15 protein-coding genes are annotated in these 13,946 nt (G+C 63.9%); 5 read left to right on the forward strand and 10 right to left on the reverse strand.

Annotated features, from left to right (window positions below):
- Positions 1-478: 478 nt before the first annotated feature.
- The 10 genes from Q0K15_RS08620 to ilvD form a co-directional block, all read right to left on the reverse strand.
- Positions 479-1,480: an asparaginase gene (locus tag Q0K15_RS08620; protein WP_294515294.1), complete on the reverse strand. Its 1,002-nt coding sequence runs from the start codon at positions 1,478-1,480 to the stop codon at positions 479-481.
- A 24-nt stretch (positions 1,481-1,504) separates the two neighbouring features.
- The gene (locus Q0K15_RS08625; RefSeq protein WP_294515296.1) at positions 1,505-2,110 is read right to left on the reverse strand and encodes an NAD(P)H-dependent oxidoreductase; all 606 of its coding nucleotides are present in this window, start codon (positions 2,108-2,110) and stop codon (positions 1,505-1,507) included.
- Between the two features lie 19 nt (positions 2,111-2,129).
- A complete protein-coding gene (locus tag Q0K15_RS08630; RefSeq protein WP_294515299.1) occupies positions 2,130-3,251 on the reverse strand; it encodes a DUF2812 domain-containing protein in 1,122 nt (373 codons plus the stop codon).
- Positions 3,252-3,266: 15 nt separating this feature from the next.
- Entirely contained in the window at positions 3,267-4,373 is a 1,107-nt protein-coding gene (locus Q0K15_RS08635; protein WP_294515301.1) for a hypothetical protein, read from the reverse strand.
- Entirely contained in the window at positions 4,370-5,524 is a 1,155-nt protein-coding gene (locus Q0K15_RS08640; protein ID WP_294515303.1) for a DUF2812 domain-containing protein, read from the reverse strand. Before Q0K15_RS08640 ends, Q0K15_RS08635 begins: the two co-directional genes overlap by 4 nt.
- A gap of 3 nt (positions 5,525-5,527) precedes the next feature.
- Complete coding sequence (locus tag Q0K15_RS08645) at positions 5,528-6,838, reverse strand: DUF2812 domain-containing protein (RefSeq protein WP_294515305.1); 1,311 nt, start codon at positions 6,836-6,838, stop codon at positions 5,528-5,530.
- A 1-nt stretch (position 6,839) separates the two neighbouring features.
- The gene (locus Q0K15_RS08650; RefSeq protein ID WP_294515307.1) at positions 6,840-7,925 is read right to left on the reverse strand and encodes a DUF2812 domain-containing protein; all 1,086 of its coding nucleotides are present in this window, start codon (positions 7,923-7,925) and stop codon (positions 6,840-6,842) included.
- Positions 7,922-8,245, reverse strand: coding sequence for a helix-turn-helix transcriptional regulator (locus Q0K15_RS08655; protein WP_294515309.1), 324 nt, complete (start codon positions 8,243-8,245; stop codon positions 7,922-7,924). The genes Q0K15_RS08650 and Q0K15_RS08655 overlap by 4 nt, the downstream gene beginning before the upstream one ends.
- Positions 8,246-8,370: 125 nt before the next feature.
- Complete coding sequence (locus Q0K15_RS08660; protein WP_294515311.1) at positions 8,371-9,300, reverse strand: helix-turn-helix transcriptional regulator; 930 nt, start codon at positions 9,298-9,300, stop codon at positions 8,371-8,373.
- 263 nt (positions 9,301-9,563) lie between these two features.
- Complete coding sequence (ilvD, locus tag Q0K15_RS08665; protein ID WP_294515314.1) at positions 9,564-11,225, reverse strand: dihydroxy-acid dehydratase; 1,662 nt, start codon at positions 11,223-11,225, stop codon at positions 9,564-9,566.
- A 99-nt stretch (positions 11,226-11,324) separates the two neighbouring features.
- Here ilvD and Q0K15_RS08670 point away from each other — a divergent pair, with 99 nt between their 5' ends.
- The 5 genes from Q0K15_RS08670 to Q0K15_RS08690 all read left to right on the forward strand — a co-directional run bounded on the left by Q0K15_RS08670 (position 11,325) and on the right by Q0K15_RS08690 (position 13,823).
- Entirely contained in the window at positions 11,325-12,014 is a 690-nt protein-coding gene (locus Q0K15_RS08670; protein ID WP_294515316.1) for a FadR/GntR family transcriptional regulator, read from the forward strand.
- Positions 12,015-12,077: 63 nt separating this feature from the next.
- Positions 12,078-12,338, forward strand: coding sequence for a hypothetical protein (locus tag Q0K15_RS08675; protein WP_294515318.1), 261 nt, complete (start codon positions 12,078-12,080; stop codon positions 12,336-12,338).
- A 137-nt stretch (positions 12,339-12,475) separates the two neighbouring features.
- Complete coding sequence (locus Q0K15_RS08680; RefSeq protein WP_294515320.1) at positions 12,476-12,979, forward strand: helix-turn-helix transcriptional regulator; 504 nt, start codon at positions 12,476-12,478, stop codon at positions 12,977-12,979.
- Between the two features lie 51 nt (positions 12,980-13,030).
- The gene (locus tag Q0K15_RS08685; protein ID WP_294515322.1) at positions 13,031-13,237 is read left to right on the forward strand and encodes a hypothetical protein; all 207 of its coding nucleotides are present in this window, start codon (positions 13,031-13,033) and stop codon (positions 13,235-13,237) included.
- A 37-nt stretch (positions 13,238-13,274) separates the two neighbouring features.
- Positions 13,275-13,823 carry a TetR/AcrR family transcriptional regulator C-terminal domain-containing protein gene (locus tag Q0K15_RS08690; protein WP_294515324.1) on the forward strand — a complete coding sequence of 183 codons (549 nt, stop codon included), beginning with the start codon at positions 13,275-13,277 and terminating at the stop codon, positions 13,821-13,823.
- Positions 13,824-13,946 lie beyond the last annotated feature (123 nt).

The raw sequence follows: 13,946 nt of genomic DNA on the forward strand, positions 1-13,946 counted from the left end.
TATCCTTCTTTGGCAGCTATACACAAGAAACCCGGCTTATGCTTGACGCATATGCCAGGTTTCTCGACAGGCTGAGCGGACGCCCAAGCGGGCGTCCGCTTCAGCTTGTCTAAAAAGTAGAAATACTTCAGATTTTGTGCAAGAGCCTCGCAGAGTTCCGTCGTCCGCAGACGACGGAATCAAGTCCGGTCTGTTTTTTCCGGGGACATGCGCCTCGGAAAAAACACTGCTCAGGCCGCAAACGTGCGAGTCGGGGCCCCAAACAAAGCCCAGCGAAGCGGGTTTGTTTGGGAGAGGAGGGGCAAGGAAGCGGAGCGATGCCTGGCCGTCAGGCCAGGATGAGCGGTGTGGACTTTGCCCTGACGAAGTGCGACGCAGCGGCCTGCATCTCTTCGAAAAAATGCTTGCATTTTTGAGAGAGCCTGTCGACTTTATCGACAGGCTCAAGCGGACGCCTGAGCGGGCGTCCGCTTTTGATTTAATTCGGGGTAGAAACCTCGCCGCAGAGGCTGTGGCTGAAGCAGTCCCGGATCTCTTCCGGATCGTCGGTCTGGCCCAGCACCCACATGAGCTTGGTGACGGCGGCCTCGGTGGTCATGTCCCAACCCTGGAGCACACCCTGGGCCAGGGCCTTCTGTCCCGCCTGGTAGAGGGTGAAATCGCTGCTCTCGTAGAGGCACTGGGAGCATACCACCACCGTCATCCCCGCCTGTGCGGCACCGTGGAGCTTGGAGATGAGGTCACGGCGGATGAAGTGGAGGCCACCGGCGCCGAAGGCCTCGATGACCACGCCCCGGTAGTGCATCTGGTGGAGCATGTCGAAGATCTCCGGGTCCAGACCGGGGGTGAGCTTGATGAGAAAGACGTCCCGGCACAGCTCACTTCTGAGCACGCAGTCCCCGTCGGTACGGGGCGGCAGGGCGGCGGCGTTGATGTGGAGCCCCCCGGCGTCCACATCGCCCACCAGGGGCCAGTTGACGCTCTCGAAGGCATCAAAGTCCTTGGTGCGGGTCTTGACCGCCCGACAGCCCAGGATGACCTTCCGGTCGAAGGCCACAAAGACCCCCGCCGCGCCGGAGCAGGCCATGGCGAAGGCGATGCGCAGGTTCTCCAGAGCGTCGGTGAGGGGGTGCTCGATGGGCAGCTGACTGCCGGTGAGCACCACCGGGATGGGGATGCCCCTGAGCATGAAGCTGAGCATGGAAGCGGTATAGGCCATGGTGTCGGTGCCATGGGTGACCACGATGCCGTCGTAGCCCGCCCGCTCAGCGTACACCGCCCGGGCGATGAGCTGCCACTCCTCCGGCTGGATGTTGGAGGAGTCCAGATGCAGGATGTCCCGGACAGTGACGGTGTAGCTGTCGGTGAGGAAGGGGATGCGCCGGGCCAGGTCCTCCCCGTCCATCTCGGGGGCCAGGCCCTCGTCGGTGGGGCGGGAGGCGATGGTCCCGCCCGTGGTGAGCAGAAGAATGTGTTTCAATGGTGCTTGGACTCCTTTATATGCTCAGAATTGGGTGGCCAGGACCCGGGCCTCTCCCATGGCCTGGGCCAGGATGGCCTCCTTGTTGTTGCGGACGTCGTCCAGCCCCTCAGCGCACAGCAGCTGGAAGGCAGGGATGCCGTACATGGCGCACAGGGCCTTGAGGTGATGGGCGCCCGACTCCATCCACGCCGTCTCAGGAAGGGAGAAGCTGCCGCCCCGGGTGGTGATGAGCAGCAGCTTTTCCGCCCGACTAAGGCCGACGCTGTTGCCGTCGGCGTCGTAGCCGAAGGTGATATCACACACCGAGATGCGCTCCAGGTAGATCTTCAGAATGGCGGGGTAGGAGAGGTCCCAAAAGGGAGCGGCGATGACAATCTTATCTGCCTTGGCAAATTGCCAGGCGGCGTCAAAGCTGGGATCGTCCAGCTTCCCGGCGTTCCACAGCTCGTCCCGGTGCTCCAGCACTTCCGGGTACTGGGGCTCCAGCCGTTCCGTCATCAGGTTGCGCTCTGTGACGGTGACCTCCGGGTGGTTTTTTACGTATTCGGAGAGAAAATGCCGGGCCAGGGCCAGGGTGCGGGACCGCTCTCCCCGGACGCAGGCGTTGACAAACAGCAGCTCAGACATGGTAATGACCTCCCGTTGTTTACTCAAATTTCTCCTTCAGTATACCCCGGACGGTCTCATCTGTCCAGTCCAGAGGTCCTTCCAGCCTGACGGCGGTGTTCCCCTCCCGGAGGACCAGGACGGAATAGTCGTCGGGCGGATCAGGCCGGAAGATCCAGCTCTCGTCGAAGCCCAGCTCCACCGGAGTGAAGGGTTCGTCCTCCATGAGAGCCCGGGCGGCCCGGACGGCCAAGCCCTCCCAGAGGCAGTGGTAACGTCTGGTGTACAGGAAGAGGGACCAGGTAGAGTCACAATCCACCAGCTCCAGGTACTCCCACCGGTTTACCAGAGGAGTACCGGTGTGGACGCTGTCCATGGCGTAGCCGGCGTAGTCGAGCCCCACCTCTTCCGCCATTATCACCGGCTGATCCCGCAGCTCTTCCCGCTCGCTCTGGGTGTAGGTGTATTCGGAGTCAGGGAGAAAGGACAGGATCAGAGGCAGGATAATGATCAGCTTGATGAGCATGGAGACGGCAAACTCCGCCACGCCCCGCCGCCAGGCCCGACGGGGATCGGGGTCGGGCAGACCATCCCGACGGGACCGGAAGTAGTAGAGGGGAAGGGCGGTGAGCTCCCACAGGACGGAGACCAGAAAGATGGGGAGTAGGGCCAGACGGAGAAGGTCCCACCAGGAGGAGAGCATGGAGAGGAAAAAGAGCGGAAGGTCGGTGGGGGATATCAGATAGTAGAACCGGACGATCAGGGCCATGACCAGCAGGGTGGCCGCCAGTCCCCAAAGCCAGGTACTCCAAAAGTAGCATCGTCCGAACCGCTGCCGCTCCAGGCCGGTGTCGGTCTGGATGGGGACAGGATCGGCGCCGGGCAGGGAGGAGAAGATGTCCATGCCCCGGACGGTGCCCTCCCAGCCCCAGCCCGCCTGATTCAGGAAGTTCCGGTAATCCTGGTCCTTCTTGCCGCCGGAGATGTCCACGCAGTATCTGAGATCGGTGCGCTCCGTCCGACGGAGGCGGAACAGATAGCCCCACAGGGTGGTTTTGCTGGTATACTGCCAGCCCTGGGCGGCCTTCTGATTGAGCCAAACCTCCGCCGCCTTGTAGTCCGTGGTGAGAAAGGGAAACAGGGTCCACATCTCTTCTTGCATGGCGATACCTCCTGTCTAAGAAGCCAGCTCCAGGGCGTCCCGGAGTCTTTCCAGCCGGTCGGGGGTAGTGAGGTCCAGACTGCAATAGAGCTGGACCACGGTGTTCCCCTGCCGCAGCAGCAGGGAGTGAAAGCCACTGTCACTCGTATAGGTCCAGGACTGGTCAAAGCCCAGGTCGGCGGGGGTGTAAGGCATGTACCGCTCATAGGAGGCCAGGGTGTCGGCCACGATCTGGTCGGCCACCCAGCCGAAGCGGCAGTCCCAGCGCTTCTGGGTCAGGGAGATGCCGTCTGTGGTCTCCTCAAGTTCCAATGCTGAAGCCAGAATGGAGCTCTGTCGCCGGAACCAGGGAAGAGGATTGTCAGGCAAGTCCAGGTCCTCCAGACGCAGGAGTGGGAGGGTGGCCACAGCTTGCGGGTCCTGTGCCGGCGTGGGTTGTTCAGCGGTTATCACCCGGGTCAGGGGGATGAGAATCAGGCAAAAGAGCCAGCAGAGGTAGAAGAGCGTACCGCAGAAGGACTTGAGCCGTGCCAGCCGGAGATTGGGGGTAGGGGGCGAGGAGCGCAGCCAGAAGCGGAGTTCCCATCCGACGGTGACGAAGGCAAAGACGATCATGTAAAGCAGAGTGACCGCGTTCAGCAGTCCCAAGTTGGAGGTGAGCAGCTCGGTGGGCAGGGTGGTGCGCAGCCCAAGCGTGGACCCAAGCAGGATTAGGAACAGCACCACGATGAGGAAGACGAGGAGGGTGGGGAGCAGTTCTCTGCGGAAAAACGCCTTTTTGAACAAGGCCGGGTCGGTCTGGATGGGGATGGGGTCCCGGCCGGGGAGGGATTTATAGACATCCAGGCCAGACCGTGATGTTCCCACCAGTGCCCACCCGGACTCTTTGACCAGCTGGTCGAAGCCGTCGGGGGCAAAGTTGGGGTCTCGGACCCCGTGGGACAGGTCCACGCAGTACTTGATGTCGTCCCGGGTCCTGGGGACAAATTTGGCGGGGAGAAAGGCAAAGCTCGGCAGATGCTCCAGCTCCCAGCCCTGGTCATAGAGCCGGGTGAGCCAGAGCTGAGCGGCCTCACAGTCGGAAGGCTGGAAGGTAAAGAAAGTGTACTTGACCTTTTTCATGGCGACACCTCCTGATCGACGCGCTCCAGGACAGCGGATAATATGTCGGGATCGGTGAAGTCAACGGGCCCTTCCACCGAGACCACCACGTTGCCTAGCCGGAAGAGGATAGATTGCCAGTCTCCGCCGTCGTAGAGCCAGCAGTGGGCTAGGCCCAGCTCGGTGGTGGAGGAGAGGGTGATGGGGTCGTGGAAGTGCATGGCCTTGTCGTTCTGCTCCTCCTTCACCAGGGAGTCAGCTACGGCTTCGGCCAGCCACTCCCAGCGGCAGGCGTAGTAGACCGAGCGGACCATCCCGTCCCTCATGTAGGTGAGGGACTCCCCGTGGCGGAGGAGATCGGTGCCCTCCCACAGGAGGTAGCCGTCGCCGGAGGAGGGAAAGCCCAGGTCCTCCGCCCGCACCAGGGGATATTCATCCCCCGGGTAGGTGATGGCGTTGATGCGGTCATTTCCCAGGTCGGGCAGGATGGAGAGGACCACGGCCAGCACCAGCAGGGGCAGCCAAAGCCCCTCTGCCAGGCCACGGAGCCGGGCCGCCCAGGGCCGTGGGATGGGCAGATCCTCCCCGGCCTCTGCCGCCTGGCGGCACCGGCGGCGGAACTGGCCCAGGAAGGCGAAGTAACCCAGCTCCCAGGCCAGAGCGGCGGCCAGGAGAAACAGAAGGACCATGGAGCCGGTGGAGAGAAAGATCTCCCACCAGTGGAACACCTCTATGGGGAAGAGCTGCCGCAGCAGGAACTGGATGGCCAGGAGAAGGGGGAAGCCGAGGGCATTTCCCCGGGCCTCCCGGAGGGCCGCCTTCCAGTGCTCCTCATAGTCCAGGGCGGAGTCGGTCTGGAGGGGAAGGGGGTTAGCTTCGGCCTTCGAGGCAAAGATGCGGAAGGTGGCGGTCTTGTCCACCAGCTCCCACCCGGCGTCCTCGCATAGGTCCAGATAGTCCTGGTCGGACTCTCCCAACTCATCGGGGTCCTTTTTCCGGGGGCGCAGCTCCACGCAGTAGGTGAGGTCGGTCCGCTCCGTGCGCCGGAAGAAGGCCAGCCCGCCGAAGAGCCACTGGAGGGCCCAGCCCGCCGCCGCACGGCGGTTCAGGGCGGCTTCCAGGGCCTTGGCGTCGGGGGCTAAGTAGTTGAGGTAGGAAACAGGCAGCATCATGGGTCAAACCTCCTGTTGAGACGAAAGAAGGGTCAGTAGCCGGTCGATCTGCTCTGCCGGGATGGGGCCAGAGTGGGTCTCCACCGTCACAACGGTCTTTCCTGACCGGAGCAGAAGCAGGGACTCGGTCTTTCCGCCGCCCAGATCGGCCTCCTGGAGCCAGACGTCGGTGTATCCATCCAGAGGCGGATACCAGGGCTCCCGCAGCAGCTCCTGCACCAGCCGGGCCAGCCATTCCCAGCGGGCGGTGTAGCAGTCAACATTGTGCTGCTCGGTGCTGGGGTTCTCCCACCAGCTCTGATGGCGCAGTGCAAAAGAACCTTCATCCGATGGGGAGAGCTGGAGAGACTGGACGGTAAACTGAATGCTGGAATATCCCCTGAAATTCCGGTCCACACGGACGGCATCGGGAACAAAGGTCTCATCCATCAGCACGGGAGTGGGCATCATACGGCTTGTCACGGGGGTGAGGAAAGGGGCAAAAATGACGGCAGAGAACAGCGCGGCGTAAAGAATGACAGTGATGTGGCGGTTTAAAGACTGCCTGCCCTCTTTGGTACGGCGGTTTTTATAGAAGAATAAGGCCAATACACTGCCGGTTAGCAACCCCAGTGCGGTGCTCAGACTCATGGTCTGTATAGCGTCCAGGAAAAAACACGCAATAACGGTCACGCCCCAGAACCGGCAGAAAAGACACAGCCAGGCCGCCGCCCCGGCGCTCCTCCGGCCGGGGGCAGGCAGGGAGCCGCCCGCCGCCTGGTCCCACTGCCGCAGCCGCAGCAGGAGACGGCTGGTCCAGAGCAGCCAGCTCGCCAGTATGGCGGGGAGAGAGATGAGGAGGGCGAGACCGATATTGGTGAGGAGGGTGGCCATGAGGGCGGTCTGCCAGGAGTCATCCGAGACCAGAAATACCAGGGTGGCCAGGAGCAGAATCATGGCCAGCAGGAAAAACCAGTCCTTGAAGTTGGCGCGTAGCACCTCCTGCCGGAAACGGCGGGCATCCTCCACACTGTCGGTCTGGATGGGCGGGGTGCCGACGGGGGCTTTGTAGAGGTTGAAAGCTCCCACCTTCTGGGCCAGTGTCCACCCGGCGTCGGCGCAGAGGGTCAGGTAGTCGGGCCGCTCACTGTACCCGGGGCGGCTCCAGTCCACGCACCAGGCCCACCGGGTGTCGGCGGGGACGAACCGGGCAAAGGTACCCAGATAGACCCGGTCCAGGGTCCAGCCCTCCGCCGCCCGGCGGTTCAGGAGGGCCTCGGCGGCCTTGATGTCCATGACGGGATAGGTGAAAAGGGACCATTGGCTTTGCGTCATGTCAGAGGCCTCCTTTCAGGTCCAGGCATTCCAGCAGATGGGGGAGGGCGGCGCCGGACAGCGCCCCGGCGGGGCCCTTCAGCAGCACCACCACCGAGCCCTGACGCAGGATCAGTCCGCGGTAGTCGCCGCTGTCGGCGATGTAGGCCTCCTCCAGGCCCAGGTCGATGGGGCGGTAGGGCCGGACAGCCGCATCCGCTTCGGCGGAGAGGCCGTCCCCCCGCAGCCCGCGGGCCACCAGCGCTGCCGCCCAGCCGGTCTGGCAGTGCCAGTGGGTCTGCTGAAGGGAGCGCTCCCCATCCAGGGGGGTGCGGACGTAGACGCCCTTGAGCAGGAGGGAGTCCCCCAGCACCATGCCGTAGGGGGCGGAGCCGGACCGATCCAGGTCCTCCGCGGCAAGGTAGGGCCAGGGTGGCAGGTCCTCCAACGGCCCGGCTATCTGGAGGTGCAGCGGGAGGCTGAGGAGCAGGCAGAGGGGGAGAACCAGGGCGCAGAAAGCATTGGCCAAATGCAAGGGAAGCCTGCGGTAGCGGCGGTCCCGGCGGGACGCCCGGAGGGCGAGGAGCATACCCAGGACCAGGAGGGGGAGGGCCGCCAGACAGAGCAGGCCGCCGTTGCTCTGGAGAAAGAGGCGGTAGAAGCACAGCCGGCGCCCGCCCGCCGCCCAGAAGAGGAGCAGAAGGAGGAGAAACAGAATGCCGGTCAGGATGCCGGGGAGCAGGGCCTCCCGACGGTACCGTTCCCGCTCCAGGGCGGGGTCGGTCTGGAGCGGGACGGGATCCTGGCTGGGATGGGCGCGGTAGATCTTCATGCCGCCGGTCTGGGCCGCCAGAGACCAGCCGGCGTCGGCGGCCAACCGGTCATAGTCCCGCTGCCGCTCCGGGTCACGGAGGGACCAGTGGGCCACATCCACACAGTAGCGGGGCGGCGTGTCCTCCATTGGGACAAAACAGGCCGTGGGAAAGAACCCGGTCCGGATGCGGGTGAGCACCCAGCCCCGCTGTCCCTGATCTTCCAGCCAGCGCTGGGCCTCCGCCCGGTCCCGGACCCCAAAGCCAAAGTAGGCACGGCGCTCCCGAATCTTCATGAGGGCTCCTCCTCTCTCAGCACCCGCTCTCCGTCGGCCACCTGCCGGCGGAGCCGGTCGAACTCCTCCTCCAGTACCTTCCGCCCCTCGGCGGTGAGCCGGTAGCGCTTCCGGTTCTCCTCCTCTGCGGCGAGCTGGATAAGTCCCTCCTTTTCGAACCGGGCCAGCAGGGCATACAGAGTTCCCGCTCCGATGGCCACCCGCCCGCCGGTGAGCTCCGACACGTACTGCATGATGCCGTAGCCGTGGCGCTCCTTGGTCAGGGAAAGGAGGACATAGTACATCTGCTCCGTCAGGGTATCCAGCTTTTTCCGGGCCATGTCCTCACCTCCCAACTATATCGAATATCGTCATAATCATAGTATAACGATATTCGATATAAGTCAATAGAGAAGCGAAAAAAGCCCGGGCCCTTCTGAAAAGGGCCCGGGTGGAGCGGTACAGGTCAGGAACCGTAGGTCTTGAGGGCGGAGTGGAGGAGGAGACCGTCGTCGGTGGGGGAGAGGAGCAGCTCCAGGGTCATGCCGTAGGGCTTTGCCTGGAGTAGTGCTCGGTAGGTCCCGTCCTCCAGCAGCTCTAGGCTGCTGAGGGTGTAGACGTCCTCGGAGGTGGTAAAGGCACCGCACTCGGGGTAATAGCCGCCGCTTTTCAGTGGAAACTGTTCTGTCCCCTGGGCGGGGAGCTCTCCCTCATATCCGAAGAAACGGGCCAGGTAGTCGGCTACCGTCTGAGGCTCCATGATGTCGCCACCGCTGCATCCGGAGCGGTAGCACCAAAGCAGCACGTCGTCCCAGTCAGAGAGGAAGGCGCCGTTCTGGTAGTCGGGGAGGAAGCGGAGGATGTATTGCCGGGCGAAGTAGGAAAAATCATCCCTGAGCTGTGCTGTGAGCTCCACCGGGCCGGGGTCCTGCTCCGGCAGGGCGGCCAGCTCGTCGGAGACCTCCAGGGCACCATCGGCGGCGGTCGTCACCTTGATTCCGCTGGGGGTGGTGTAGCTGAGCCGGTGGGTGGACAGGGTTGTGGAGAAAGTGGCATCCGGGACAGGTTCCGGCGGAGTGCGGCTGGACCACAGCCCCAGGCCCGCGCCGAGACAGAAGGCAGCGCAGAGGGAGAGGGCCAGGGCGGGGCGCAGAAGGGACCGTCGAGGCTGCTGCCGGGGCACCGCCGACACGCCGCACAGGGTGTTGGGGTCGGTGCCCAAGGCGGCGGCGATGGAGAGGAGCATATCCAGGTCGGGAGCGGTCTGGTCCCGCTCCCAGTTGGAGACGGCCTGGCGGGTGACGGAGAGGGCCTGGGCCAGCTCCTGCTGGGAAAGACCGGCGTCCCGGCGCAGCTGGGCCAGACGGACGCCGAAGGATTCCGTTTGATTCATCATGGGAGCACCTCCTTGGTGCCAGTATAGCGCCTTCCGACACATTTTGAAAAGCAATTCCTGCAAAAACGGGGGGCAACGATCTGTTGCGGGGCGAAAAAAGGGCCGGACCGGGTCATAGGACCCGGCCCGGCCGTGAAAAATCGCATTGTCCGTCTGCACGTTGCACTACTTTGGTAGTCGTGCGCAGACGTTTCGTCCTAGAGTCACAATCAGAGCGGTAATAAAGCTCTTTTTGGTTCTTTTTCTCTCGAGAAAAAGAACGATCATTCGAGCACAGCGCCGCGGGCGGCGGAAGTGACCAGCTTGGCGTAGCGGCGGAGGTAGCCGGTCTGGACCCGAGGCTCGGGGCAGACCCACTTGGCCTTCCGCTCAGCCAGAGTGGCCTCATCCACCAGCACGTCGATCTTGCAGTTGGGGATGTCGATGGCGATGGTGTCGCCCTCCTCCACGAAGGCGATGGGCCCGCCCAGGGCGGCCTCGGGGGAGACGTGGCCGATGGAGGCGCCGCGGGTGGCGCCGGAGAAACGGCCGTCGGTAATGAGGGCCACGGACTTGTCCAGGCCCATGCCGGCGATGGCGGAGGTGGGGTTGAGCATCTCCCGCATACCGGGTCCGCCCTTGGGTCCCTCGTAGCGGATGACCACTACGTCGCCGGATTTGATCTTCCCCTCATAGATGGCCTGGATGGCGTCGTCCTCGGAGTCAAAGACCCGGGCGGGGCCGGTGTGGACCATCATCTCCTCGGCCACGGCGGACTGCTTGACCACGCAGCCCTCGGGGGCCAGGGAGCCCTTGAGGACGGCGATGCCGCCGTAGGGGGAGTAGGGGTTGTCGATGGGCCGGATGATCTCGGGGTCGGTGTTCTCCAGCCCTTCCAGGTTTTCGGCCACCGTCTTGCCGGTGACGGTGATGCCGGAGGTGTCCAGCAGGCCCTTCTTGGTGAGCTCCTTCATGACGGCGTAGACGCCGCCGGCCCGGTCCAGATCCTCGATGTAGGTGTTGCCGGCGGGGGCCAGGTGGCAGAGGTTGGGGGTCTTGCGGCTGATCTCGTTGGCCATGTCGAAGGAGAGCTCGATGCCGCACTCGTGGGCGATGGCGGGCAGGTGGAGCATGGAGTTGGTGGAGCAGCCCAGGGCCATGTCCAGGGTCTCGGCGTTGTGGAAGGCGGCCTCGGTCATGATGTCCCGGGGCTTGATGTCACGCTTCACCAGCTCCATGATCTGCATGCCGGTGTGCTTGGCCAGCCGCAGCCGGGCGGACATGACGGCGGGGATGGTGCCGTTGCCCCGGAGGGCCATGCCGATGCCCTCGGTGAGACAGTTCATGGAGTTGGCGGTGTACATGCCGGAGCAGGAGCCGCAGGTGGGGCAGGCGTTGTTCTCATAGTCCTCCACGCCGGCCTCGTCCAGCTTACCGGCCTTGTAGGCGCCCACCGCCTCAAACATATGGGAGAGACAGGAGCGGCGGCCGTCGTTGAGGCGACCGGCCAGCATGGGCCCGCCGGAGCAGAAGATGGTGGGGATGTTCAGCCGGGCGGCGGCCATCAGCAGGCCGGGCACGTTCTTGTCGCAGTTGGGGATCATCACCAGGCCGTCGAACTGGTGGGCCAGGGCCATGGCCTCGGTGGAGTCAGCGATGAGCTCACGGGTAACCAGAGAGTACTTCATGCCGATGTGGCCCATGGCAATGCCGTCGCACACGGCGATGGCGGGGAACTCGATGGGCGTGCCGCCGGCCATGCGGATGCCGGCCTTCACGGCCTCGGCGATCTTGTCCAGATTCATGTGGCCGGGGACGATCTCGTTCTGGGAGCAGACCACGCCGATGAGGGGCCGCTCCAGCTCCTCCTTGGTGTAGCCTAGAGCGTAAAAGAGGGAGCGGTTGGGGGCGCGTTCCACCCCTTTGGTCACGTTATCACTGCGCATGAAACATTCCTCCTCAGCGTTGTATTATCACGCTTGCATTGTCTGACAATATATTATAAGATAGAGGTGTAAATGTCAAGGAAAAAAGGAGGCGGGGACATGGAGAAAAAGAGCCTGGCCCAGCAGACGGCGGAGGGGCTGTACGCCCGGATCGTGGCAGAGGGCCGGCCCGGGCCGGGGGAGAAGCTGCCCAACGAGCTGGAGCTCTCCCAGGAGCTGGGGGTGAGCCGGACCACCCTGCGGGAGGCCATCCGGGCCCTGGTGACACAGGGTGTGCTGGAGGTCCGGCGGGGAAAGGGCACCTTCGTGTCGGAGCAGGTGGGGGAGATCGAGGACTTCGGCTTCGGCAGCCTGGAGCGGGTAAAGGGCCAGCTCCGGGACCTCTTCGAGCTGCGGAGCATCTTCGAGCCCCAGGCGGCCAAACTGGCCTGCCTCCGGGCCACCGAAGAGGAGCTCTCTGACATTTTGGAAAAGGGAGCGGCGGTGGAGGACTGCATCCGAGCGGGGCAGGACCGGGTGGAGGCCGACGGGGCCTTCCACGCCGCCATTGTCCGGGCCACCCACAATGAGTTCATGGTGCGGCTGCTGCCCCTCATCCACCGGGCGGTCTACACGGCGGTGGGGACGGGGGAGCACGGGGAGCGGCTGGCGGCGGACACTCTCCGGGACCACGCCCTGCTGCTGGAGTTCTTCCAGCGCCGGGACGGCTCCGGGGCCGAGTACGCCATGGCCATCCACATGCGCCACGCCATGGACGAGATGGGGCTGGAGCGGCCGGAGGACGGTTGACAAAACGTGGGGGAGCTGGCATGATAAAGGGGAAGCATCCGACGTGAGATAGGAGGGACGCCCATGATCCTACCGTGGAACCGCAGTGAGCTGGCCATCGTGTTCAACATGGAGCAGTGCAATGCCATCACCGACGCCCTGGAGCAGGCGGGGATCGGCTGCCACGTCAAGGCGAGGGACCGGACCTCGCCTGGCCTGAGCATGGGGAGCCGGGAGCGGAGCGGCACTCTGTTCCAGGAGCACCGTTGGATGTACACCATCTATGTCCTGCGCCGGGACCTCCCGGCCGCTCAGGCGGCCACAGGGCTCAGCCCCATCCGGTGACGGAGCGGGCGGGTCCGCGCAGAGCGCGGACCCATATTTTTGCAGCGCCGCAAAGCATTGGGCCCCAGGGACTCTACCGCTGGTCGGTTGACGGGAGGCCGCCTTCCGGCTAGGATGGGAGAAAAGGAGGGACCCAGATGCAAGAGATCGATAAGGCGCGCTTCGGCGCCTTTCTGGCCCGGCTGCGGAAGGAGAAGGGCATGACCCAGCGGGAGCTGGCCGACCGGCTCCATGTGTCGGACAAGGCGGTGAGCAAGTGGGAGCGCGCCCTGAGCCTCCCCGACGTCTCCCTGCTCATCCCCCTGGCCGACTGCCTGGGGGTGAGCGTCACCGAGCTGCTCCGGGGTGAGCGGACCGAGCGGGAAAGCCTGCCGGTGACAGAGGTGGAGGCCCTGGTAAACGCCTCTCTGCGCCTCACCGGGGAGGAGCGGGAGGCCGATGGTGTCCGCCGCCGTCGGAAGCTGGCCTTCGGGCTCTGTGCTCTGGCGGGATTGGCACAGACCGCCGCCCTGCTGACCGTGGGGGGCTTTGACTGGGCGGCACTGGAGGACAGCGTGCTTCTGGTAGAGGGGCTGTGCCTCCTCTTCGGGGCCTGGCTGTGCTTTGGGGCTAAGGAGCGGCTGCCCGCCTATTATGACTAGAACAGGATCAGCGCGTACAGCGACGGACCCTTCCGCATAAATCTGCCGGGGGTGCGTTTCAACAACAGCAACTGGCCCCACATCCTCAGCGCCATGCGGGGATGGCTGCTGGGCGTCATGGCGGTCTTTCCCGCCCTGTGGTGGGCCGTCCACCGAATTTGGGGCGTGCCTCCGGAGGCCGTGGAGCTGGCCCTGCCCTTGCTCTCTGTCCTGGGTGTGCTGGCTGCCGCCATGGTGGCCGGGAAGCGGTACGAGTAGCGGCGGGCGAAAAAATCAGAGGACAGGGGAGCAAACTATGCCGGCAAACACAAAAACCATGATTGCTGAGACCTTTTTCAATATGGCCAAAGGGAAGAGCATCGATAAGATTACAGTGACCGATCTGGTGGAGCGCTGCAAGATATCCCGACAGACCTTTTACTACCACTTCAAGGACATCATGGACGTGCTGGAGTGGGGCATGGGGGAAACGGCGGAACGAACCCTGGTACGGAGCCTGGAGGCGTCTTCGGATCGGGAGGCCATGGGGATCTTCGTATCCATGATGGTGGAGAACCGAGGGTTTCTCCGTCGGCTGCTCAACTCCCAGCACCGGGAGCAGATTGAGCGGATCATCGTGGAGGGCCTTCGGACCTATCTGCAAAAGGCCTACCAGCTGCGGGCGCCCCGGCATACCATTGACCACACCGACCTGGGGCTGCTGCTGGATTTCTGCGCCTACGGCCTGGCCGGGATCCTGTTCCAGGTGGGCCAGCAGGAGCAGGTGGACGAAAAGCTGCTCACAGATCAGCTCTACCGCATGCTGACCGGCAGGTTCTTTACCCCCTCCCTAGAAAGACCTTAGGAAACAAAGCAACCGGACTGTCCCTTTTTTGGACAGTCCGGTCTTTTTGTCTGTACAAAAGTCGAAAAGTGTCAGTGGCGCAGCGGGGAGAGACCTGTTATAACCTGAAAGTGGAGTTTTGTA

The sequence above is a fragment of the uncultured Intestinimonas sp. genome (genome assembly GCF_944387245.1).
Lineage (GTDB): Bacteria > Bacillota > Clostridia > Oscillospirales > Oscillospiraceae > Intestinimonas.

Excerpts from the sequence above, each read along its gene's own strand:
- Q0K15_RS08625 (WP_294515296.1), bottom strand. The coding sequence starts at position 2,110 with ATGTCTGAGCTGCTGTTTGTCAACGCCTGCGTCCGGGGAGAGCGGTCC.
- Q0K15_RS08630 (WP_294515299.1), bottom strand. The coding sequence starts at position 3,251 with ATGCAAGAAGAGATGTGGACCCTGTTTCCCTTTCTCACCACGGACTAC.
- Q0K15_RS08635 (WP_294515301.1), bottom strand. The coding sequence starts at position 4,373 with ATGAAAAAGGTCAAGTACACTTTCTTTACCTTCCAGCCTTCCGACTGT.
- Q0K15_RS08640 (WP_294515303.1), bottom strand. The coding sequence starts at position 5,524 with ATGATGCTGCCTGTTTCCTACCTCAACTACTTAGCCCCCGACGCCAAG.
- Q0K15_RS08645 (WP_294515305.1), bottom strand. The coding sequence starts at position 6,838 with ATGACGCAAAGCCAATGGTCCCTTTTCACCTATCCCGTCATGGACATC.
- Q0K15_RS08650 (WP_294515307.1), bottom strand. The coding sequence starts at position 7,925 with ATGAAGATTCGGGAGCGCCGTGCCTACTTTGGCTTTGGGGTCCGGGAC.
- Q0K15_RS08655 (WP_294515309.1), bottom strand. The coding sequence starts at position 8,245 with ATGGCCCGGAAAAAGCTGGATACCCTGACGGAGCAGATGTACTATGTC.
- Q0K15_RS08660 (WP_294515311.1), bottom strand. The coding sequence starts at position 9,300 with ATGATGAATCAAACGGAATCCTTCGGCGTCCGTCTGGCCCAGCTGCGC.
- ilvD (WP_294515314.1), bottom strand. The coding sequence starts at position 11,225 with ATGCGCAGTGATAACGTGACCAAAGGGGTGGAACGCGCCCCCAACCGC.
- Q0K15_RS08670 (WP_294515316.1), top strand. The coding sequence starts at position 11,325 with ATGGAGAAAAAGAGCCTGGCCCAGCAGACGGCGGAGGGGCTGTACGCC.
- Q0K15_RS08675 (WP_294515318.1), top strand. The coding sequence starts at position 12,078 with ATGATCCTACCGTGGAACCGCAGTGAGCTGGCCATCGTGTTCAACATG.
- Q0K15_RS08680 (WP_294515320.1), top strand. The coding sequence starts at position 12,476 with ATGCAAGAGATCGATAAGGCGCGCTTCGGCGCCTTTCTGGCCCGGCTG.
- Q0K15_RS08690 (WP_294515324.1), top strand. The coding sequence starts at position 13,275 with ATGCCGGCAAACACAAAAACCATGATTGCTGAGACCTTTTTCAATATG.